The following is a 16,315-nucleotide window of genomic DNA, read 5'->3' as shown; positions in this document are numbered from 1 at the left end:
CCGCGCGCTGGGCGAACTGGCGGTACAGCGGTGCGGCGGGCCCGAGCAGGTGGCCGCCCTGTCCGCCCGGGCCGGGGCCGAGGGCGTCCCTCTCTGGATCGCCCGGAGACACGCGCAGGGACCCGCCGGACCGGTCACCGTCGCCGTGGACCGCCGTCTGATGCGTGTGGACGTGTGGGGCCCGCAGGCTCCCGTGGTGCGCATACGGGCGCCCCGCGGCCTCTCCCGCGACGCCTCCGAACCGTCCAGGGGCCTGGTGCTGACCGTCGGTGACACGAGGGCGGAACTCCGGCTCAGGCAGAAGCTGCGCAAGTCCAGAAGCTCGGTGGAGGTGCGGCTGCCCGGGACGGAGTGGACGCTGAAGCGGGAGAGCGCGGTCAGTTCCTGCCTGCTGCGCGACGGACGGCGCGTCGCCCTCCTGGAGCGTCCGCCCCGCAGGCCGGCCCGTGACCCGGAGACCGTACTGCTGCCGCTCTCCCCGGTACGCCACGAGAGCCCCGACCCGCTGGACGCCGTCATGGCCCAGGTCTTCGCCGCGGCGTTCGGGCTGGGCGACACCACCGGCGCTGCCCGCTTCCGCGCCGAGCGCGGCCGGGCGAGCGGGGCCGAGCCCATCGCCCTGGACGAGGGCTGGGGCCGCCCCTGGTTCAGCAACCTCGGCACGAGCAGCGACGACAACCAGCCCGGCGGCGGCGACGGCTGGGGCGCCGACGGCGGCGACGGCGGTGACGGCGGGGGAGACGGCGGCGGTGGTGACAGCGGGGGCGGTGGCGGGGGAGACGGTGGTGGCGGCGACTAGAGCCGCACCGGACGGTCTCCCGGTCGTGCGTCTGATCAGCACATCCACGGGCAGGAGATGCCGGGTACGTACACCCCGGAACCACCCCGGCCGGGGGCCGCGAACCGGAACGACAGCGACGAAAGGCCACCACTGATGTCTCCTGCGACCGAGCAATGGGAAGAAGTCCTCAGATCCCGCTTCGCCCTGGGCGAGGGGCCCCCCGCGGTGCGGGCCGCGGCGGCCTTCTCCGCCGAGTCGGGCTTCTTCGCCGCTGCCGGGCGCGAGGGCGAGGACGGCCACCGGCACTTCCACGCCCCCACCGGGCCCGAGGGCCGGCCACCGGGCACCGCCACCCCTGAACCCCCCTACCTCGCCGAGCTGGAGGCGCTGTGGACGGACGGGGAGGAGAGCGGACGCACGCTCCGGCTCGCGGAGACGGCCTGGCACCGCGAGAGTCTGGAGCGGATCACGGACGCGGTCACCGGGACCGACCTCGACCTGGTGCTGCTGCGCGACGGGGCCCGCAGCATGTGGGCGGTGCGGACCCGGCGGGGCATCTGCGTCTTCGCGCTGGTCGACGGCGACACCGCGGCCCACTCGGACGAGGCCCGCTCCCTCACGCTCGACTTCGACTCGTTCCTGGTCGGTCAGGGCTACTGATCGCTCCGCGCCCCCGTGCGAGGCCCAGTGTGAGGGCGACGGAGGCGGCGGCCATCAGGACGATCCCCGTGGTGGCGGTGGTCCACTGCGCGTACGCTCCAGTCACTCGCGCGCGGGACAGGTCGGCCGGAGCGGCTGGGCCACCGCACTGGAGGCGCTCAACCCCGGGATGCGCTGGCTCGGCGGCAACCGGCTCCAGGTCAACCCGCGCGCCTACCCGCCGCGTGAACTCTCCGGCGTACGCCTGATGTTCGTCCCCGTCACGCCGCGCCAGGGATGGGTGTCCTGGGAGGAGGAGGCGCAGCGGTACGCGGTCGTGTACGCCTGCTCCGGAACCCTGTCGGATGCGGACCGGCCCGTCGTCCCCGACAGCCTCGGCCGGCTGCTCGGGCCCGCGCGGGCCGGTGTCCTCGTGCTGCTCGAGAGCCCCCGGTCCACCACCGAGCTGGTGGCGCTCACGGGCCAGGGCCTGGGGTCGGTGGGCCAGCACCTGAGGGTCCTGCTCGACGCCGGCCTGGCCGGGCGCCGGCGGTCCGGCCGCTCGGTCCTCTACTTCCGGACCGAGGCGGCCGGGGTTCTCCTGCGGGCTCAGCGCGGCTGAGGCGGCCCTCTCCAGCTCCGCGACGCCGCAGGGCGGCCGGTCAGCCGGTCGCCGTGCCGCGCTCCGCACGCTTCTGCCGGACCAGGCCGGTCACGATCAGCAGCGCGGTCAGCGCACCCGTCGCCAGCAGCTGGTCGCGGGTGTCGGGCTGGCGGAGCATCAGGACGAAGATGCCGGCCATGGCCGCCAGCGCCACGATCGTCAGGACCGGGAAGAGCCACATCCGCACGACGAGCCGGTCCGGGGCCTCGCGCTCCGTCCGCCTGCGGAGGATCAGCTGGGAGACGGCGATGAAGATCCAGACGACGAGGATCACCGCGCCGATCATGTTGAGGAGCCACGGGAAGACGTCGTCGGGGCGCCAGTAGCTGAGCAGCACGCACAGGAAGCCGAAGACCGAGGAGACGAGCACCGCGTTGCGCGGGACGCCCGAGGAGACCTTGCCGAGCGCCTTCGGACCCTGGCCGCGGGCGACGAGGGAGCAGGCCATGCGGGAGGAGCCGTAGATGTTGGCGTTCATCGCGGAGAGCAGGGCGACGAAGATGACCACGTTCATGATCTCGGCGGCGCCGCCGATGCCGAGGTGGTCGAGCATCGCGTAGAAGGGGCCGACCTCGGCGACCTTCGGGTCGTCCCACGGCACGAGGGTCACGATGACCGCCATCGAGCCGATGTAGAAGACGGCGATGCGCCACATCGCCGTACGCACCGCCTTGGCGACACCCTGCACCGGGTTCTCGGACTCGGCCGCCGCGATGGTCACCGTCTCGAGGCCGCCGTACGCGAAGACCGAGGCGAGCAGCCCGATGATGAGGCCCTCGGAGCCGTGCGGCATGAAGCCGCCGTCCCCGGTGAGGTTCGAGGTGCCGGGGGAGTCGGTGCCGGGGAGGACGCCCAGGATCGCGAGGACGCCGAGCACCAGGAAGAGGGTGATCGCGACGACCTTCAGCGTGGCGAACCAGAACTCGAACTCGCCGAAGTTCTTCACGGCGGCGAGATTCGTGCCGAGGAAGATCACCATGAAGAGCGCGACCCAGGCCCACTCGGGCGTGCCGGGCAGCCAGCCCGTGACGATCTGGGCGGCGCCGATGCCCTCCAGGCCGACGGCGACGCAGAGCAGCACCCAGAACGCCCACCCGGCGGTGAAGCCGGCCCACGGGCCGATCGCCCGTTCGGCGTGGACGGAGAAGGAGCCGGAGGCGGGGTTGGCCGCCGACATCTCTCCGAGCATCCGCATCACGAACATGACCAGCAGCCCGGAGACCGCGTAGGCGATGACGATCGAGGGGCCGGCCGCGGCGATGCCCGCACCCGAGCCGACGAACAGCCCGGCGCCGATCACACCGCCCAGGGCGATCATCGAGAGATGGCGCTGCTTGAGCCCGTGCGTGAGCGCGGAGTCGGCGGCGGGGGCGGCGGCGTCCGTGGGGGGCGGCGCGGAGGTCCGGGACATGGACAGGCTCAGTTCACTGGTCGGGACGGGAACGGCCCACAGTCTGGTCATCCGCCCCGCTCAGGGGGAACATCTGTCCGCTATACGGTCACCAGGCTCACACAAGGTGCTCACCCGCCTACGCCTTCGCGCGCGCTTCCCTCACGGCCGCCACGAGCAGGACGAGGGCGGTGGCCCCGGCCGACCACAGCACCTGCGGACGGGCCGCGTCGTCGCTCAGCATCAGCAGCAGGACGGCGGCCAGACCGGCCAGGGTCACCCAGGTCAGATACGGGAAGCACCACATCCGCAGCTCCAGGGCGCCCGGCGCCTCCCGCTCCAGCCGGCGCCGCAGCCGCAGCTGCGAGGCGGCGATCAGGGCCCAGACGAACAGCAGGACCGCGCCGACGGAGTTGAGCATGTGGAGGAAGACGGTGTCGGGCCACCGGAGATTGAGCAGGACGGAGACGAAGCCGAAGGCCACCGAGGCCAGGACCGCCCGGCGTGGCACCCCGCCGCCCGGTCCGCCCGACACCTTCAGCAGCCCGCGCGGCGCCTCGCCGCGCTCGGCCAGCGAGAAGATCATCCGGGACGAGCCGTAGAGATTGGCGTTGAGCGCCGAGAGCAGCGCCACGAACACCACGATGTTCATGATCTGCCCGGCCGACGGCACCCCGATCGAGTCCAGGACCTTCACGTAGGGGCTGAGCCCGGCCTGCTGCGCGGTCCACGGCAGCACGGTCACGATCACCAGCATCGAACCGACGTAGAAGAAGAGGATGCGCACCATCGCGCTGCGCACCGCGCGACCCACGGCGCGTGCCGGATCGTCGGTCTCGGCCGCCGCGATCGTCACGACCTCCAGCCCGCCGAAGGCGAACACCACCGTGAGCACACCGGCGACCACCCCGTCCCAGCCGTTGGGGAGGAAGCCGCCCCGGCCCGTGAGGTTGGTCAGTCCCGCCGCGTCGGTGTCCGGGAGGGCGCCGAGGACGGCCAGCAGGCCGAGCACCAGGAAGACCACGATCGCGGTCACCTTCAGCGCCGCGAACCAGAACTCGAACTCGCCGAAGTTCTTCACGGCCGTCAGGTTGGCCACGGTGAACACCACCATGAACAGCAGAACCCAGAGCCACTGGTCCACCGCGGGCACCCAGCCGTGGGCGATCTGCGCGGCGGCCGTCGCCTCCACGGCGAGCACCACCACCAGCATGAACCAGTAGAGCCAGCCCACGCTGAAGCCGGCCCAGCGGCCCAGCGCACGCTCCGCGTGGACGGAGAAGGACCCGGACGCGGGCATCGCCGCCGACATCTCGCCGAGCATCCGCATCACCAGCATCGCGAGGGCGCCCGCGATCAGATACGAGACGACGACGGCGGGACCGGCGACCGCGATCCCGGCGCCCGACCCGACGAAGAGCCCGGCGCCGATCACCCCGCCCAGGCCGAGCATCGTCAGATGGCGCTGCTTCAGGCCATGGGCCAGGGGTTCGGAGCGTACGGGGGAGTGCGTGGGGGGCGCGTCGTGCATGAGCTGCGGGTCACTCTCGGATCATTTATGGGGAACCTACAGTCTCACGAAGTGGCGCCCCTTCCCCGACGGAGGGCCGGGCACACCCCCACCTCCGTGACCAGCATCACGCCGAGGCGGGATTGCGCCCTGCTCTTTGTCCGAACCCGACTAACCCCTCAACCGCCGCTTTGTGGGCGGCTGACGGTGATCGGGCGACAGGGCGTGGGCTAACGTCACCCTCAGTCCTGCCTGCCGACCTCACCTGCGGAGTCCCCGATGAGCACTGCTGCCGCCCCCGTCCGTTCCGGAGCGGTCCTCGCCGACCTGCTGCCCGCAGTCCGGCACCGCTACGCCGTGGACACGGCGCTGGTCGTCGGCGGCGCGGCCCTCACCGGCATCGCGGCGCAGATCGCCGTGCCCGTCCCCGGCTCCCCGGTCCCCGTCACCGGCCAGACCTTCGCGGCCCTGCTCATCGGCACCGCGCTCGGCGCCCGTCGGGGCTTCCTCTCCCTCGCCCTGTACGCGCTCGTCGGCATGGCCGGCATGCCGTGGTTCTCCGAGGGCTCCTCGGGGCCGGGCGGAGCCTCCTTCGGCTACGTCCTCGGCATGCTGCTCGCCGCCACGGTCGTCGGCGGCCTGGCCCGCCGGGGTGGTGACCGGTCCGTCCTGCGCACCGCGGGCACGATGGTGGTCGGCTCCCTGATCATCTACGCGGTCGGCGTGCCGTACCTGGCCCTCTCCACCGGCATGTCGATGAGCGCCGCCGTCGCGGCCGGCCTGGTGCCGTTCCTGATCGGCGACGCCCTCAAGGCGGCGCTGGCCATGGGCGCGCTGCCGGCCTCCTGGAAGCTCATCGGGCGTCGCGGCTGACGCCGTAGGCACCACCGAAGAGGCTCGCCGGGTCGTATCGCGACACCAGACCGGCGAGCCTCTCGCGCGTCCCGGGCCCGTGGAACCCTTCCGTGCGGTCCCCGCCCCCGAAGGAGAAGCCGAGCGCGCGGCCCAGGACGTACGGGGCCAGCCCTCCCGCCACCTCACCGAACAGCGCCCGTGCCGACTCCACGTCCGTACCGTCCAGCGGTGAGAGCAGCCGCAGCAGATAACCCGCGTCGCGGTGGGGCACCGCGCTGTCGACGGCGGGGCGGGCGGCCAGGGCGCCGCCCAGGTGGTTGAGCTGGACCACCGTCATCATCGGGGCCTTCGGCCCGGTCAGCTCCAGCACCCGCGCCGCGGTCCCGGCGTCCAGGTCGCGGAGCATCAGCCCCTCGCCGTAGTAGGCGTGCGGGAACGGCGGGTCGCTGTGGACGGTGTGGCTCTCGGTGTACGGCATCTCCCGCAGCGAGTCCGAGAGCGTGGGCCCGACCGCCCGCAGCGGCGCCACCAGCGCCTCGCCGTCCGCCGCCCCACCGGTGCACGCGACGCGCACCGACACCACGTACCGGCCCCGCACCTCCTCGGGCAGCTGCGGCAGGTCCGGGTAGCGCAGGGCCGCGACGGAGGAGGTGCAGGTCTCCGGCACCGTACGGGTCCACTCCAGCCAGCGCCCCAGCACCTCCGGGGCCGCGCCCCCGTCGAAGGCCAGCGAGCCGCCGTACAGCCGCGCCACCGCCACCAGGCCGATCTCCAGCCCCGTCACGACGCCCAGCCGGTGCCCGCCGCCCCGCAGGCCCCAGAAGAGGTCCGGCTCGCGCTCCGGGGTGACGTGGCGCAGGACACCGTCGGCGGTCACCACGTCCAGCGCGCGGACGTGGTCGGCGGCGTAGCCGAACTCCCGGGCCAGGATGCCCAGCCCGCCGCCCAGGGTGTAGGAGACGGCGCCGACGCCCGGCGACGAGCCGTTCAGCGGCGCGAGCCCGTGGGGCGCCGCCGCCGCGATCACCGCGCCCCAGGTCGCGCCCGCGCCGATGCGCGCGGTGCGGCACCCGGGATCGACCGCCACGGTGTCCATCCGGCGGGTGCTGATGAGCACCCCGCCCTCGAGGGGCCCCGGCAGGCCGTGCCCGGTCGCATGGACGGAGACGGGCAGGCCGCATGCGGCGGCGTCCCGCACCGCGGCCACCACATCGGCGGCGTCGCGGGCCTCGACCAGGAGATCGGGGCGGATGGGGAACCCGGTCTGGAAGCTGTCGACTGCGGGGGTGGCGGACATGAGGAAGGCTCTCCGTTCGCTCGCGGGATCGCGGGGCGAGGGAGAGCCTTCCGGGTATACCTGACATCCGCCGTCAGGTATGCGTGACGGTCACTCGACCGGCGCCGCCGCCTCCGCCTTCCGGCTGCGGGCGTCGCGCACCAGCGAGATCCCCACGACCAGGGCCGCGACCAGCAGCGAGAGCAGCACCTGCTCGCGCCCGGCGTCGTCGGTCAGCATGTAGACGAGGACGAAGGAGATCATCGCGATCGTCGCCCACGTCAGGTACGGGAAGAGCCACATCTTCACCACGAGCTTCTCGGGGGACTCGCGCAGGATGATGCCGCGCATCCGCAGTTGCGTGAAGCAGATGACCAGCCAGACGAAGAGGGCCACCGCGCCGGAGGAGTTCAGCAGGAACGCGAACACCGTGTCGGGCCACTGGTAGTTGAAGAACACGGCGACGAAGCCGAACACGACGGACGACAGGATCGCCGCCTGGGGCACGCCCCGCTTGTTCACCGTGGCGAAGGCCTTCGGCGCGTCTCCCCGCCGGCCGAGCGAGAAGGCCATGCGCGAGGCCGTGTAGAGGCCGGAGTTCAGGCAGGACAGCACGGCGGTCAGCACGATGACGTCCATGACCTGGCCGGCGTGCGGGATGCCGATGACGTTCAGTGCGGCGACGTACGAACCGTCCTCGACGATCGAGGGGTCGTTCCAGGGCAGCAGGGTGAGGACGACGAAGATCGAGCCGAGGTAGAAGATGGCGATGCGCCAGATCACGCTGTTGGTGGCCTTGGAGACGGCCCGCTGCGGGTTCTCGGACTCACCGGCCGCCAGCGTCACGATCTCGCTGCCCATGAAGGAGAAGACGACCATCAGCACACCCGTGAGGATGGCGCCCGGTCCCTCGGGGAAGAATCCGCCGGTGTCCGTGAGGTGGGCGAGGCCCGACCCCGCGCTGTCCGAGCCCGGCAGCACACCGAACACGGCGAGCAGGCCGACGATGACGAACGCGCCGATCGCCACGACCTTGATCCCGGCGAACCAGAACTCGAACTCGCCGTACGAGCCGACGGAGACCAGGTTCGTCGCGGTCAGCACCACCATGACGATCAGGGCCCAGGCCCACTGCGGGACGCCGGGGACCCAGCTCTCCAGGATCTTGGCACCCGCCGTGGCCTCCACGGCGAGCACCACGACCCAGAAGAACCAGTACAGCCAGCCGATGGAGAAACCGGCCCAGCGGCCCAGGGCCCGGTCGGCGTAGGCCGAGAAGGAGCCTGAACTCGGCCGGGCCACGGCCATCTCACCGAGCATTCGCATGACGAGGACGACCATCGCGCCGACCAGGGCGTACGACAGGAGGATGGCCGGTCCCGCGGCGGCGATGCCGGCTCCGGAGCCGACGAAGAGGCCCGCTCCGATCACACCGCCGATGGCGATCATCGAGAGATGACGATTCTTGAGACCGGCCTGGAGCCCGTCCGGGGAGTCCGGCTTACCCGGCTCGCCGGGCTGTTGGCCCGGTCCTGCCAGAGTCGTCTGCGACGTCATGGATCGAATCCTTACGTTTCCTGATCACGTGTGTCGGGTGTTGCCCGTGCGGGGATGGTGCGAAGGCAAGACCACGCATTCAAGCCCGATCGACACCAGAAGCGGAACCCCCGCATCCGTTTCCTTGACCCGATCATTGCCCGAGCGGCCTTGCCCGCAGCCCCGGGCGGAACCCGGCCCCGGCCGGCCCCCGACCCCGCTGACGGTTACCCCGCCCGTTCCGTGCCACACTTCGCTCCATGCGCGTGTACCTCGGCTCCGACCATGCCGGCTTCGAATTGAAGAACCACCTCGTCGAGTGGCTCACCGCCCACGGCCACGAGGCCGTCGACTGCGGTCCCCACATCTACGACGCCCAGGACGACTATCCGCCGTTCTGCCTCCGCGCCGCCGAGCGGACGGCCGCGGACAAGGAGAGCCTCGGCATCGTCATCGGCGGCTCGGGCAACGGCGAGCAGATCGCCGCGAACAAGGTCAAGGGCGTCCGCGCCGCGCTCGCCTGGAGCGAGCAGACCGCGGCGCTCGGCCGCGAGCACAACGACGCCAACGTCGTGGCCATCGGTGGCCGGATGCACACGGTGGAGGAGTCCACCAGGTTCGTCGAGATCTTCCTGGCCACCCCGTACTCGGGTGAGGAGCGTCACACCCGCCGCATCGAGATGCTCTCGGCGTACGAGAGCACCGGCGAGCTCCCCCCGATCCCGGCCCACCACCCGCAGCAGGGCTGAACTGCCCGCACCCGCCTCCCTCGTGCCGCCGGGACACCTCCCGGCGGCACGAGCGCGATACCAGGAGAGCCGCCGTGCCCGAGGGGCATACGATCCACCGCCTCGCCGCGGACCACCACGAGCGGTTCGCGGGCCATCCGGTCCGGGTGAGCAGCCCCCAGGGCACGTTCTCCGGCAGCGCGGCCCTGCTGGACGGCCGGACCCTCACGGGCGTCGACGCCCACGGCAAGCACCTCTTCCTCGGCTTCGACGGCTCGCTCTGGGTCCACATCCACCTCGGCCTCTTCGGCAAGCTCGGCTTCGGCACGGCCCCGGCGCCGCCGCCCACCGGCACGGTCCGGCTGCGCCTGCTCAACGACGCCCACCACGCCGACCTGCGTGGTCCCACCACGTGCGCCCTGATCACCGGGCCGGAGAAGGGCGCGATACACGACCGGCTCGGCCCGGACCCGCTGCGTGCGGACGAGGACGGCGAGCGCGCCTGGCGGCGGATCTCCCGCAGCCGCGTCACGGTCGGCGCCCTGCTGATGGACCAGAAGGTCGTCGCGGGCGTCGGCAACGTCTACCGCGCGGAGGTCCTCTTCCGGCACGGCATCGACCCGTACCTCCCGGGCAGGGGCCTCTCGCGGGGCGAGTGGGACGCGCTCTGGAGCGATCTCGGCGTGCTCATGCGCGAAGGGGTGCGGAACAACCGCATCGACACGGTCCGCCCCGAGCACCTGCCCGAGGCCATGGGCCGCCCCCCGCGCGTCGACGACCACGGCGGCGAGGTGTACGTCTACCGCAGGGCCGGGCAGGCCTGCCACATCTGCGGCACCGGGATCCGCCGGGCGGAGCTGGCGGCCCGTAACCTCTTCTGGTGCCCGCGCTGCCAGCCGTCCGCGTCGGGCCGGTGACCGGCGGGGTGCCTCAGAACCCGTGGGGGCACCACGGCTGCACGTCCGCGGAGAACGCCAGGGCCGCCTCCGCCAGCGCGCCCGTCCGCAGCTCCCGTACCAGCCCCGCCGAGGCCAGCGTCGTGAGCGACACCCCGCCGAGGTAGGCCGATCCCAACGTGGAGACGGAGAGGACCAGTTCGGGCTCCTCCTCCGTCCGCCGGCAGACGGCCGCCCCCTTCACGTCGGTGGTGAGCCGCCAGCGCCCCGCGTTCCACGGGCAGAAGGTGTCCTCCACCTCCAGCACCACGTCCACCGGCACCCGGTAGCTCCGCGCCTCCAGCGCCGCACCGAGCTCGACCAGGCGCACGTACAGTCCGTCCCGCAGCCGTACGTCGCAGCGCCGGACGTCGGAGACCATCCGGAGCACGGCGTCGTCCGCCGGCCGGTTGTGGCACTCGACCGCCGAGGTCAGGTCGATCCCGAACAGGAAGCGCCACAGCGCCGCGTACGAGGCGGGGTCCAGCGCCGCCAGGTCGCGCACCGCCACCGTGCCCCGGGGGCCGGACTCGTCCCACGCCGGCCGCAGATGGAACGTCGCGAACCCCGTCACCTCGCCGTCCCGCTCCGCCAGGACACACTGCAGAGGGGAGCCGCCCTTCCGGCCGCTCTCCGGGTCGTTCACCGGCATCCGCTCCCAGCCGGGCCGGCGTACGAGTGTCCCCGGCCGGTCCGCGGCCAGGCGCGCGTACACGGCCTCGCAGGCGTCGAGCGCCTGCTCCGGGGACGACCGGCGCACCCGCACCCCGTCCGTGCCCGGGGGCGGAGCGAGGCGGACCCGGGTGGTGTCGATCCTCAGCTTCATCTCGGCCGTGGCCGCGCCGTAGCCGAACCGGCCGTAGATGCCGGGCTCCGACGCCGTCAGCACCGCGAGCGGCTCGCCCCAGGAGCGGACGTCGTCCAGCTGGCGCCGCATCATCGACGTCAGCAGTCCCTGCCTGCGGTGCGTCGCGGAGACGCTGACCGCCGTGACCCCGGCGGCCGGCACCGCGGCACCGCCGGGCACGGTCAGCCGGAAGCTGTACGCCCCGGCCGTCCCCACGCAGTCCCCGCCGTCCCAGTGGGCGATCGCACGCTGCGGCTCGGCCAGGGCGGCGTACATCTCGCGGCTCTCGGGAGCGACGGGAACGCCGCCGAACGCCAACTCGAGACAGTCGAACCAGGCGTCCCACTCCGCCGCCGACAGCACCCGCAGTTCCGTATCCATGAGCCCTGCTTACCAGGGCCGCACGACCCTGGCGAACCAGTTTCGAACACATTGTCACGGGGTCCCCCTGCACCGGAGGCCGTCGGGTGGATAAGGTCCCGGCAATGGCCCGTCGCAGAGGAGCAGAGACGTACCCCGCCCGGTGGCGAAGATCGATGCACCGGACGCGCATCGCGCTGCGCCGATCCGGAGTCGACTACTTCCGCGGCGACGGCTCCGACTGGATAGCCCTGGCCGGTCTGCTGATCATCGTCCCGGTGATCACCTGCACCACGCTGCTCAACCCGGTCTGGTCCTCACCGACCGCCCTGGCCCTGCCGATCGTCGCGGGCGGTCTGCTGCTGCGGCCGGCCAGTCTGCTCGGTCTCTACGCGACCGCGGCCGCCGCCCTGATCGTGGAGTCCATAGCCCTCGGCCCCTACGCGGAGGGACCCGCCCGGGTCACACCGGGCACCGTCCTGGTGGTCGCGGCCTGCGGATTCTTCGGGCTGGTCCTGGCTCAGTTCCGGGCGAGGGTGGGGGTGCCGTGGCGCCGCGGCGGCACGATGCTCTTCGACCTGAGGGAGCGGATCAGGGTCCAGAGCGCCCTGCCGCGGCTGCCCGAGGGGTGGCACCGCGAGATGGCGCTCCGCCCGGCGGGCGGGCAGTCCTTCTCCGGGGACTTCGTCGTCGCCGCCCGCACCAACGGCGGCCGCACCCTGGAAGTCGTGCTCACCGACGTCTCCGGCAAGGGCATGGACGCCGGTTCCCGCGCCCTGCTGCTGTCCGGCGCCTTCGGCGGCCTCCTGGGTTCTCTGCCGCCGCACGGCTTCCTGCCGGCGGCCAACGGCTATCTGCTGCGCCAGGACTGGGACGAGGGCTTCGCCACCTCCATCCATCTCGTCCTCGACCTGGAGTCCGGCGACTACGAACTCCTCTCGGCCGGCCATCCGCCCGCCCTCCAGCTCCACGCCGGCAGCGGCCGGTGGGAGGAGAAGGCCGCCGAGGGCCCGCTGCTCGGCGTCTACGACGGGGCGCAGTTCGACGCGGTGAAGGGCTCGCTGGCGCCCGGGGACGTCCTGATGCTCTTCACGGACGGTCTGGTGGAGGCCTCCGACCGGGACATCGCCGACGGCATCGACAGGCTGACCGGCGAGGCCGACCGCTACGTCGCGACGAGCTTCGAGGGTGCCGCCTGGCATCTGATCGAGGCCTGTGCGAAGGACGTCAACGACGACCGCGCGCTGCTGCTGCTCTCCCGTCGCGCCTGAATCGTATGGAAGCGGTCGAATCGGTGCGGTTGTCAACCTGCCGCCGAACATCACCCGTACGTGGCCTTTCTCCCGGGCTCGCGGACGTGGACCCGCACCCGGGACGTCCGCACCTCAGACCGGTACCGCCTCCTTCTCGTCCTCCCGGTCCCGCGTGCGCCCCCCTGGCAGGATCCGGGCGAGCAGGTGCGACCGCCCGGCCGCCAGCGGCGACAGGACCGCGAGCAGGAGCACGTATCCGGCGATGAACGGGGAGAGCCGTTCGTCCAGGCCCGCGCCCGCCGCCATGGTGGCGAGGATCAGCGCGAACTCACCGCGCGCCAGCAGGGTGGTGGAGATGTTCGCCGTGGCCTGCGGGCCGAATGCGTAGATCCTGGCCGTGGCCGACCCGGCGAGGACGTTCATCGCCATGGTCACCGCGACGGCGGCCAGCACCGGCCAGACGACGCTCGGCAGGTCTCCGGGGTTGATGGACAGTCCGAAGGCGAAGAAGAAGATCGCGCCGAACGCGTCCCGCAGCGGATGGACCAGCTTCAGGATGCGGGGGCCCGAGGTGGTGCTGCCCAGCATCAGGCCGACCATGAAGGCGCCGATCGCATCGGCGACCCCGAACCACTCCGAGACCCCGGCGACGAAGACGGCGGCGCCGAGGAAGGAGATGACGAGGAGTTCGTCGTCCTTGGTGTGGATCACCTTGCCGATGAGCTTCGTGCCGAAGCGGGCGACCACGGCGAGCAGCAGCAGGAAGCCGAAGGCCTTGCCGCCGTCGAGCACCGCGGCGCCGAGGCTGTCCGCACCGGACAGGATCGGCTGCAGGGCTGCCAGGTAGAGCGCGAGGAAGACGTCCTCGACGACGATGATGCCGAGGATCGGCCGCGTCTCGGGGCTGCCGATCCGGCCGAGATCCACCAGGACCTTCGTGACGATGGCCGACGACGAGATGCCGAGCACACCCGCGAGGACCAGCGCCTCCGAGGTGCCCCAGCCCAGAGCGAAGCCGAAGCCGAGACCCGCGCCGACGTTCAGTGCCAGGTAGGTGCCGCCGGCGAGCGCCATCGTGCGCCCGCCCTTCTTCAGGTCGTCCAGGTGGAATTCCAGGCCGAGGTAGAAGAGCAGAAGCACCAGGCCGAGCGCGGAGAGCATCTCCAGGTCGTGGGGATCGTCGAGGAGGACGACCCCGGGCGTGTGCGGACCGAGCAGGATCCCGGCCAGGATGAACAGGGGGATGGTCGGCAGTCCGATGCGGCCGCCGACGCGGGCGAGGACGGCGGCGGCGAGGAACGCGCCCCCCATGGCGATGAGCGTGTCTGCGTGTCCGATGGTCCTGTCTCCTTCGTCGGGTCAAGGGAATGTCAAGGAATCGTCAGTAATTAGTTTACCGAACGATTCGTGACGCACGCCTGGACCCTTCGGGAGGAGACGGCGCCGGGCGTACAGTCGGCTCATGCCGATCCCGAATCTGACCCTGTCCGAGGTGGAGGCGATCGCCCGCGAGGCCCATCGTGAGCAGACCGACAAGGCGGGGCGCCCGTACGCCGAGCATCTGGCCGCAGTGGCGGAGGGGGTGCGGATCCGGGGCGGCGGCGAGGAGCAGATGGCGGCGGCCTGGCTGCACGACGCGGTCGAGGACGGCGCGCTCTCCCGGGAGTGGCTGGACGGGGCACCGCTGCCCGCGCGGGTCAAAGAAATGGTCCTCGCCGTCACCAAGCGGGACGGCGAGGACCTCTTCACGTACACCGGGCGGATTCTCGCCACGCCCGGTGCGCTGCTGATCAAGGAGTCGGATCTCGCGCACAACGCGGACCCCGACCGGCTGGCGGTGCTGGAGCCGGCCACCCGTACCCGGCTGACCGAGAAGTACGCCCAGGTGCGCGGGCTGTTGGGACTCGACAGAGCCTGAGCCCCCACCGACCAGCGGGATCCGGCCAACCCCGTGAGGGGCATGGACGCCGACGGGGCCGGCCCCCGTGGGAGGGGGGCGATCCGGACAGGCTCAGCGCTTGGCGGGGCTCCGGCGGAACGCCCAGTTCATGTCCGGCTCCGTGGCGAAGCGCATCACGCGCCGGACCGGCGGGCTGCAGAGCAGGGTCACGGCGACGGCCGCGACGAGGGAGACGACGACCAGTCCCGCGGGGCCCTTGAGCCACTCGTAGCGGTCGAACAGGCCCCAGTAGTCGGCGCCCCTGATGAGGAAGCCGTGCAGCAGGTAGCCGCAGATCGTCCCGGCGCCCAGCGCGGTGAACCACATGTGCCGACGCGGAACCCAGGCGAGGAACGCGACGGTGAGCACCAGCGCGCATCCGAACATCGCCAGGGTCATCACGGCACCCGACCACCAGGGGAAGTCCATCTCCTGGGCGCTGTTGCTGCGGTAGAACCAGCCGAGCTGCATGCGCGGCGCGGCCCAGTAGGCGAAGAGCAGGGTCCCGGCGAACAGCGGGACGGCTGCCAGGCGCACCTCGCGCCGGCGGATCATCTGGAAGTGCTCGGGCTTCATCAGCAGGCCGAGCACGAAGAAGGGCAGCAGCTGGCAGACGCGCTGCAGGTCCAGGTCGTCACCGATGCCCGGCGTCACCGAGGCGAGTACGGCGATGGTGAGAGCGACCGGCAGCGGATGCCTCAGCGACTGCCAGACCGGTGTGGTGACCCGCCAGATGAACAGGGCGATCAGGAACCAGGTGAGGAACAGCGGGTCGAGCAGGGTGATGGGCGCGTCGTCCACGCCGCCCGCGAACCGCTTGAAGAGCGAGTACGCCGTCTCGAAGAGCACGTAGGGAACGGCGACGCCGGTGATGAGGCGCTTCACCCTGGCGGGGCTCATGTCGAACGACCGAGAGAAGTATCCGGAGACAAGGATGAACGCCGGCATGTGGAACGTGTACACGACCATGTACAGCGCTCGCGTCGTGCGGCTGCCCTCCATCACCGGCTCCCACGCGTGCGCCACGGCGACGAGCACGATAGCGAGGTACTTCACATTGTCGAAGTACGCGTCGCGGCGCTTGGCCGGAGCGGGCGCGGCGGTGCCGGAAGGAGAGGCCTTGGCGGCGGGGGAGTTGGCTTCCGGAGCCGTCAGGGTCTGCTCTTGTCTCGGCTCCGACTCCCGGCTCTCCGGGGTGATCGAGGCCCTCTGAATTTCGCTCGGAGCTTGGGACATCTCATGCACCTTAGACCCGTCGATCGGTATGCGTAAAACTCTGAAGAGATATCGCGTGTTCCCGGGCATTCGAAAGTGAAACCACCCGTAAGCGCCCGTTACGTGATGATTCATACCGCTTAAATGGGGCATATTGGTGGGTGGTTGGCGAGAGTGAATTTCGTCGCACGAACGCGTGGCGAATCACTGTGAATGAAGTGTGGGGATATGGAGACGGCCACATCGATCGATATTCGAACTCCCCTACGCACAGCGGGCGCATAGCGGGCGCACAGCCTTCTCCTCAAGCCGCGGGCGCCCCGTCGCGCGCTGCTCGCGCCGGATCGCGCACGGGCGTGCGCGGGAGCCCGAGGGTGGCGCGATCCG

The 16,315-nt window shown here is 71.7% G+C and carries 14 protein-coding genes and 1 pseudogene; 8 read left to right on the top strand and 7 right to left on the bottom strand.

Annotated elements, in window-relative coordinates; all coding sequences use genetic code 11:
• From B9S57_RS15925 to B9S57_RS15915, 3 genes and pseudogenes are all read left to right on the top strand, one after another.
• The coding region (locus B9S57_RS15925) for a hypothetical protein (RefSeq protein WP_258036405.1) at window positions 1-799 on the top strand (799 nt) is incomplete at its 5' end.
• A 135-nt stretch (window positions 800-934) separates the two neighbouring features.
• Window positions 935-1,441: a hypothetical protein gene (locus B9S57_RS15920; protein ID WP_103516237.1), complete on the top strand. Its 507-nt coding sequence runs from the start codon at window positions 935-937 to the stop codon at window positions 1,439-1,441.
• Window positions 1,442-1,547: 106 nt separating this feature from the next.
• Window positions 1,548-2,042, top strand: a pseudogene (locus tag B9S57_RS15915) (ArsR/SmtB family transcription factor); the annotation flags it as partial.
• Between the two features lie 40 nt (window positions 2,043-2,082).
• On the opposite strand, the gene B9S57_RS15910 reads toward B9S57_RS15915, so the two are convergent.
• Window positions 2,083-3,495: an amino acid permease gene (locus tag B9S57_RS15910; protein WP_103516268.1), complete on the bottom strand. Its 1,413-nt coding sequence runs from the start codon at window positions 3,493-3,495 to the stop codon at window positions 2,083-2,085.
• 118 nt (window positions 3,496-3,613) lie between these two features.
• Window positions 3,614-5,005: an amino acid permease gene (locus B9S57_RS15905; RefSeq protein ID WP_103516236.1), complete on the bottom strand. Its 1,392-nt coding sequence runs from the start codon at window positions 5,003-5,005 to the stop codon at window positions 3,614-3,616.
• Window positions 5,006-5,263: 258 nt separating this feature from the next.
• Between B9S57_RS15905 and B9S57_RS15900 the strand changes: the two genes are divergently transcribed.
• Window positions 5,264-5,857 (top strand): biotin transporter BioY, encoded by a 594-nt coding sequence (locus B9S57_RS15900; RefSeq protein WP_103516235.1) that lies wholly within the window; start codon window positions 5,264-5,266, stop codon window positions 5,855-5,857.
• Here the strand turns inward: B9S57_RS15900 and B9S57_RS15895 are convergent.
• Window positions 5,838-7,136 (bottom strand): FAD-binding oxidoreductase, encoded by a 1,299-nt coding sequence (locus tag B9S57_RS15895; RefSeq protein ID WP_103516234.1) that lies wholly within the window; start codon window positions 7,134-7,136, stop codon window positions 5,838-5,840. The genes B9S57_RS15900 and B9S57_RS15895 overlap by 20 nt on opposite strands.
• A gap of 90 nt (window positions 7,137-7,226) precedes the next feature.
• Window positions 7,227-8,672 (bottom strand): amino acid permease, encoded by a 1,446-nt coding sequence (locus tag B9S57_RS15890; RefSeq protein ID WP_103516233.1) that lies wholly within the window; start codon window positions 8,670-8,672, stop codon window positions 7,227-7,229.
• Window positions 8,673-8,911: 239 nt separating this feature from the next.
• Between B9S57_RS15890 and B9S57_RS15885 the strand changes: the two genes are divergently transcribed.
• Window positions 8,912-9,400 (top strand): ribose-5-phosphate isomerase, encoded by a 489-nt coding sequence (locus B9S57_RS15885; RefSeq protein WP_103516232.1) that lies wholly within the window; start codon window positions 8,912-8,914, stop codon window positions 9,398-9,400.
• Between the two features lie 74 nt (window positions 9,401-9,474).
• Complete coding sequence (locus B9S57_RS15880; RefSeq protein WP_103516231.1) at window positions 9,475-10,296, top strand: Fpg/Nei family DNA glycosylase; 822 nt, start codon at window positions 9,475-9,477, stop codon at window positions 10,294-10,296.
• A 13-nt stretch (window positions 10,297-10,309) separates the two neighbouring features.
• Here B9S57_RS15880 and B9S57_RS15875 read toward each other — a convergent pair whose 3' ends face one another.
• A complete protein-coding gene (locus tag B9S57_RS15875; protein WP_103516230.1) occupies window positions 10,310-11,542 on the bottom strand; it encodes a GNAT family N-acetyltransferase in 1,233 nt (410 codons plus the stop codon).
• Window positions 11,543-11,646: 104 nt separating this feature from the next.
• Between B9S57_RS15875 and B9S57_RS15870 the strand changes: the two genes are divergently transcribed.
• Complete coding sequence (locus tag B9S57_RS15870) at window positions 11,647-12,792, top strand: PP2C family protein-serine/threonine phosphatase (protein ID WP_103516229.1); 1,146 nt, start codon at window positions 11,647-11,649, stop codon at window positions 12,790-12,792.
• Window positions 12,793-12,906: 114 nt separating this feature from the next.
• Here the strand turns inward: B9S57_RS15870 and B9S57_RS15865 are convergent, their stop codons facing one another.
• The gene (locus tag B9S57_RS15865; protein WP_103516228.1) at window positions 12,907-14,085 is read right to left on the bottom strand and encodes a cation:proton antiporter; all 1,179 of its coding nucleotides are present in this window, start codon (window positions 14,083-14,085) and stop codon (window positions 12,907-12,909) included.
• A gap of 151 nt (window positions 14,086-14,236) precedes the next feature.
• On the opposite strand from B9S57_RS15865, the gene B9S57_RS15860 reads away from it, so the two are divergent.
• Entirely contained in the window at window positions 14,237-14,692 is a 456-nt protein-coding gene (locus B9S57_RS15860; protein ID WP_103516227.1) for an HD domain-containing protein, read from the top strand.
• Between the two features lie 93 nt (window positions 14,693-14,785).
• Here B9S57_RS15860 and B9S57_RS15855 read toward each other — a convergent pair whose 3' ends face one another.
• Entirely contained in the window at window positions 14,786-15,949 is a 1,164-nt protein-coding gene (locus tag B9S57_RS15855) for an acyltransferase family protein (protein ID WP_181011361.1), read from the bottom strand.
• Between the last annotated feature and the right edge of the window lie 366 nt (window positions 15,950-16,315).

The organism is Streptomyces sp. SM10 (assembly GCF_002910915.1).
In the GTDB taxonomy this organism is placed as follows: domain Bacteria; phylum Actinomycetota; class Actinomycetes; order Streptomycetales; family Streptomycetaceae; genus Streptomyces.
This window is presented reverse-complemented; position numbering and strand designations above follow the sequence as displayed.

Bases quoted from the DNA above. Each gene is read 5' to 3' on its own strand.
- B9S57_RS15920 (WP_103516237.1), top strand. From the start codon at position 935: ATGTCTCCTGCGACCGAGCAATGGGAAGAAGTCCTCAGATCCCGCTTC.
- B9S57_RS15910 (WP_103516268.1), bottom strand. From the start codon at position 3,495: ATGTCCCGGACCTCCGCGCCGCCCCCCACGGACGCCGCCGCCCCCGCC.
- B9S57_RS15905 (WP_103516236.1), bottom strand. From the start codon at position 5,005: ATGCACGACGCGCCCCCCACGCACTCCCCCGTACGCTCCGAACCCCTG.
- B9S57_RS15900 (WP_103516235.1), top strand. From the start codon at position 5,264: ATGAGCACTGCTGCCGCCCCCGTCCGTTCCGGAGCGGTCCTCGCCGAC.
- B9S57_RS15895 (WP_103516234.1), bottom strand. From the start codon at position 7,136: ATGTCCGCCACCCCCGCAGTCGACAGCTTCCAGACCGGGTTCCCCATC.
- B9S57_RS15890 (WP_103516233.1), bottom strand. From the start codon at position 8,672: ATGACGTCGCAGACGACTCTGGCAGGACCGGGCCAACAGCCCGGCGAG.
- B9S57_RS15885 (WP_103516232.1), top strand. From the start codon at position 8,912: ATGCGCGTGTACCTCGGCTCCGACCATGCCGGCTTCGAATTGAAGAAC.
- B9S57_RS15875 (WP_103516230.1), bottom strand. From the start codon at position 11,542: ATGGATACGGAACTGCGGGTGCTGTCGGCGGCGGAGTGGGACGCCTGG.
- B9S57_RS15870 (WP_103516229.1), top strand. From the start codon at position 11,647: ATGGCCCGTCGCAGAGGAGCAGAGACGTACCCCGCCCGGTGGCGAAGA.
- B9S57_RS15865 (WP_103516228.1), bottom strand. From the start codon at position 14,085: ATGGGGGGCGCGTTCCTCGCCGCCGCCGTCCTCGCCCGCGTCGGCGGC.
- B9S57_RS15860 (WP_103516227.1), top strand. From the start codon at position 14,237: ATGCCGATCCCGAATCTGACCCTGTCCGAGGTGGAGGCGATCGCCCGC.
- B9S57_RS15855 (WP_181011361.1), bottom strand. From the start codon at position 15,949: ATGTCCCAAGCTCCGAGCGAAATTCAGAGGGCCTCGATCACCCCGGAG.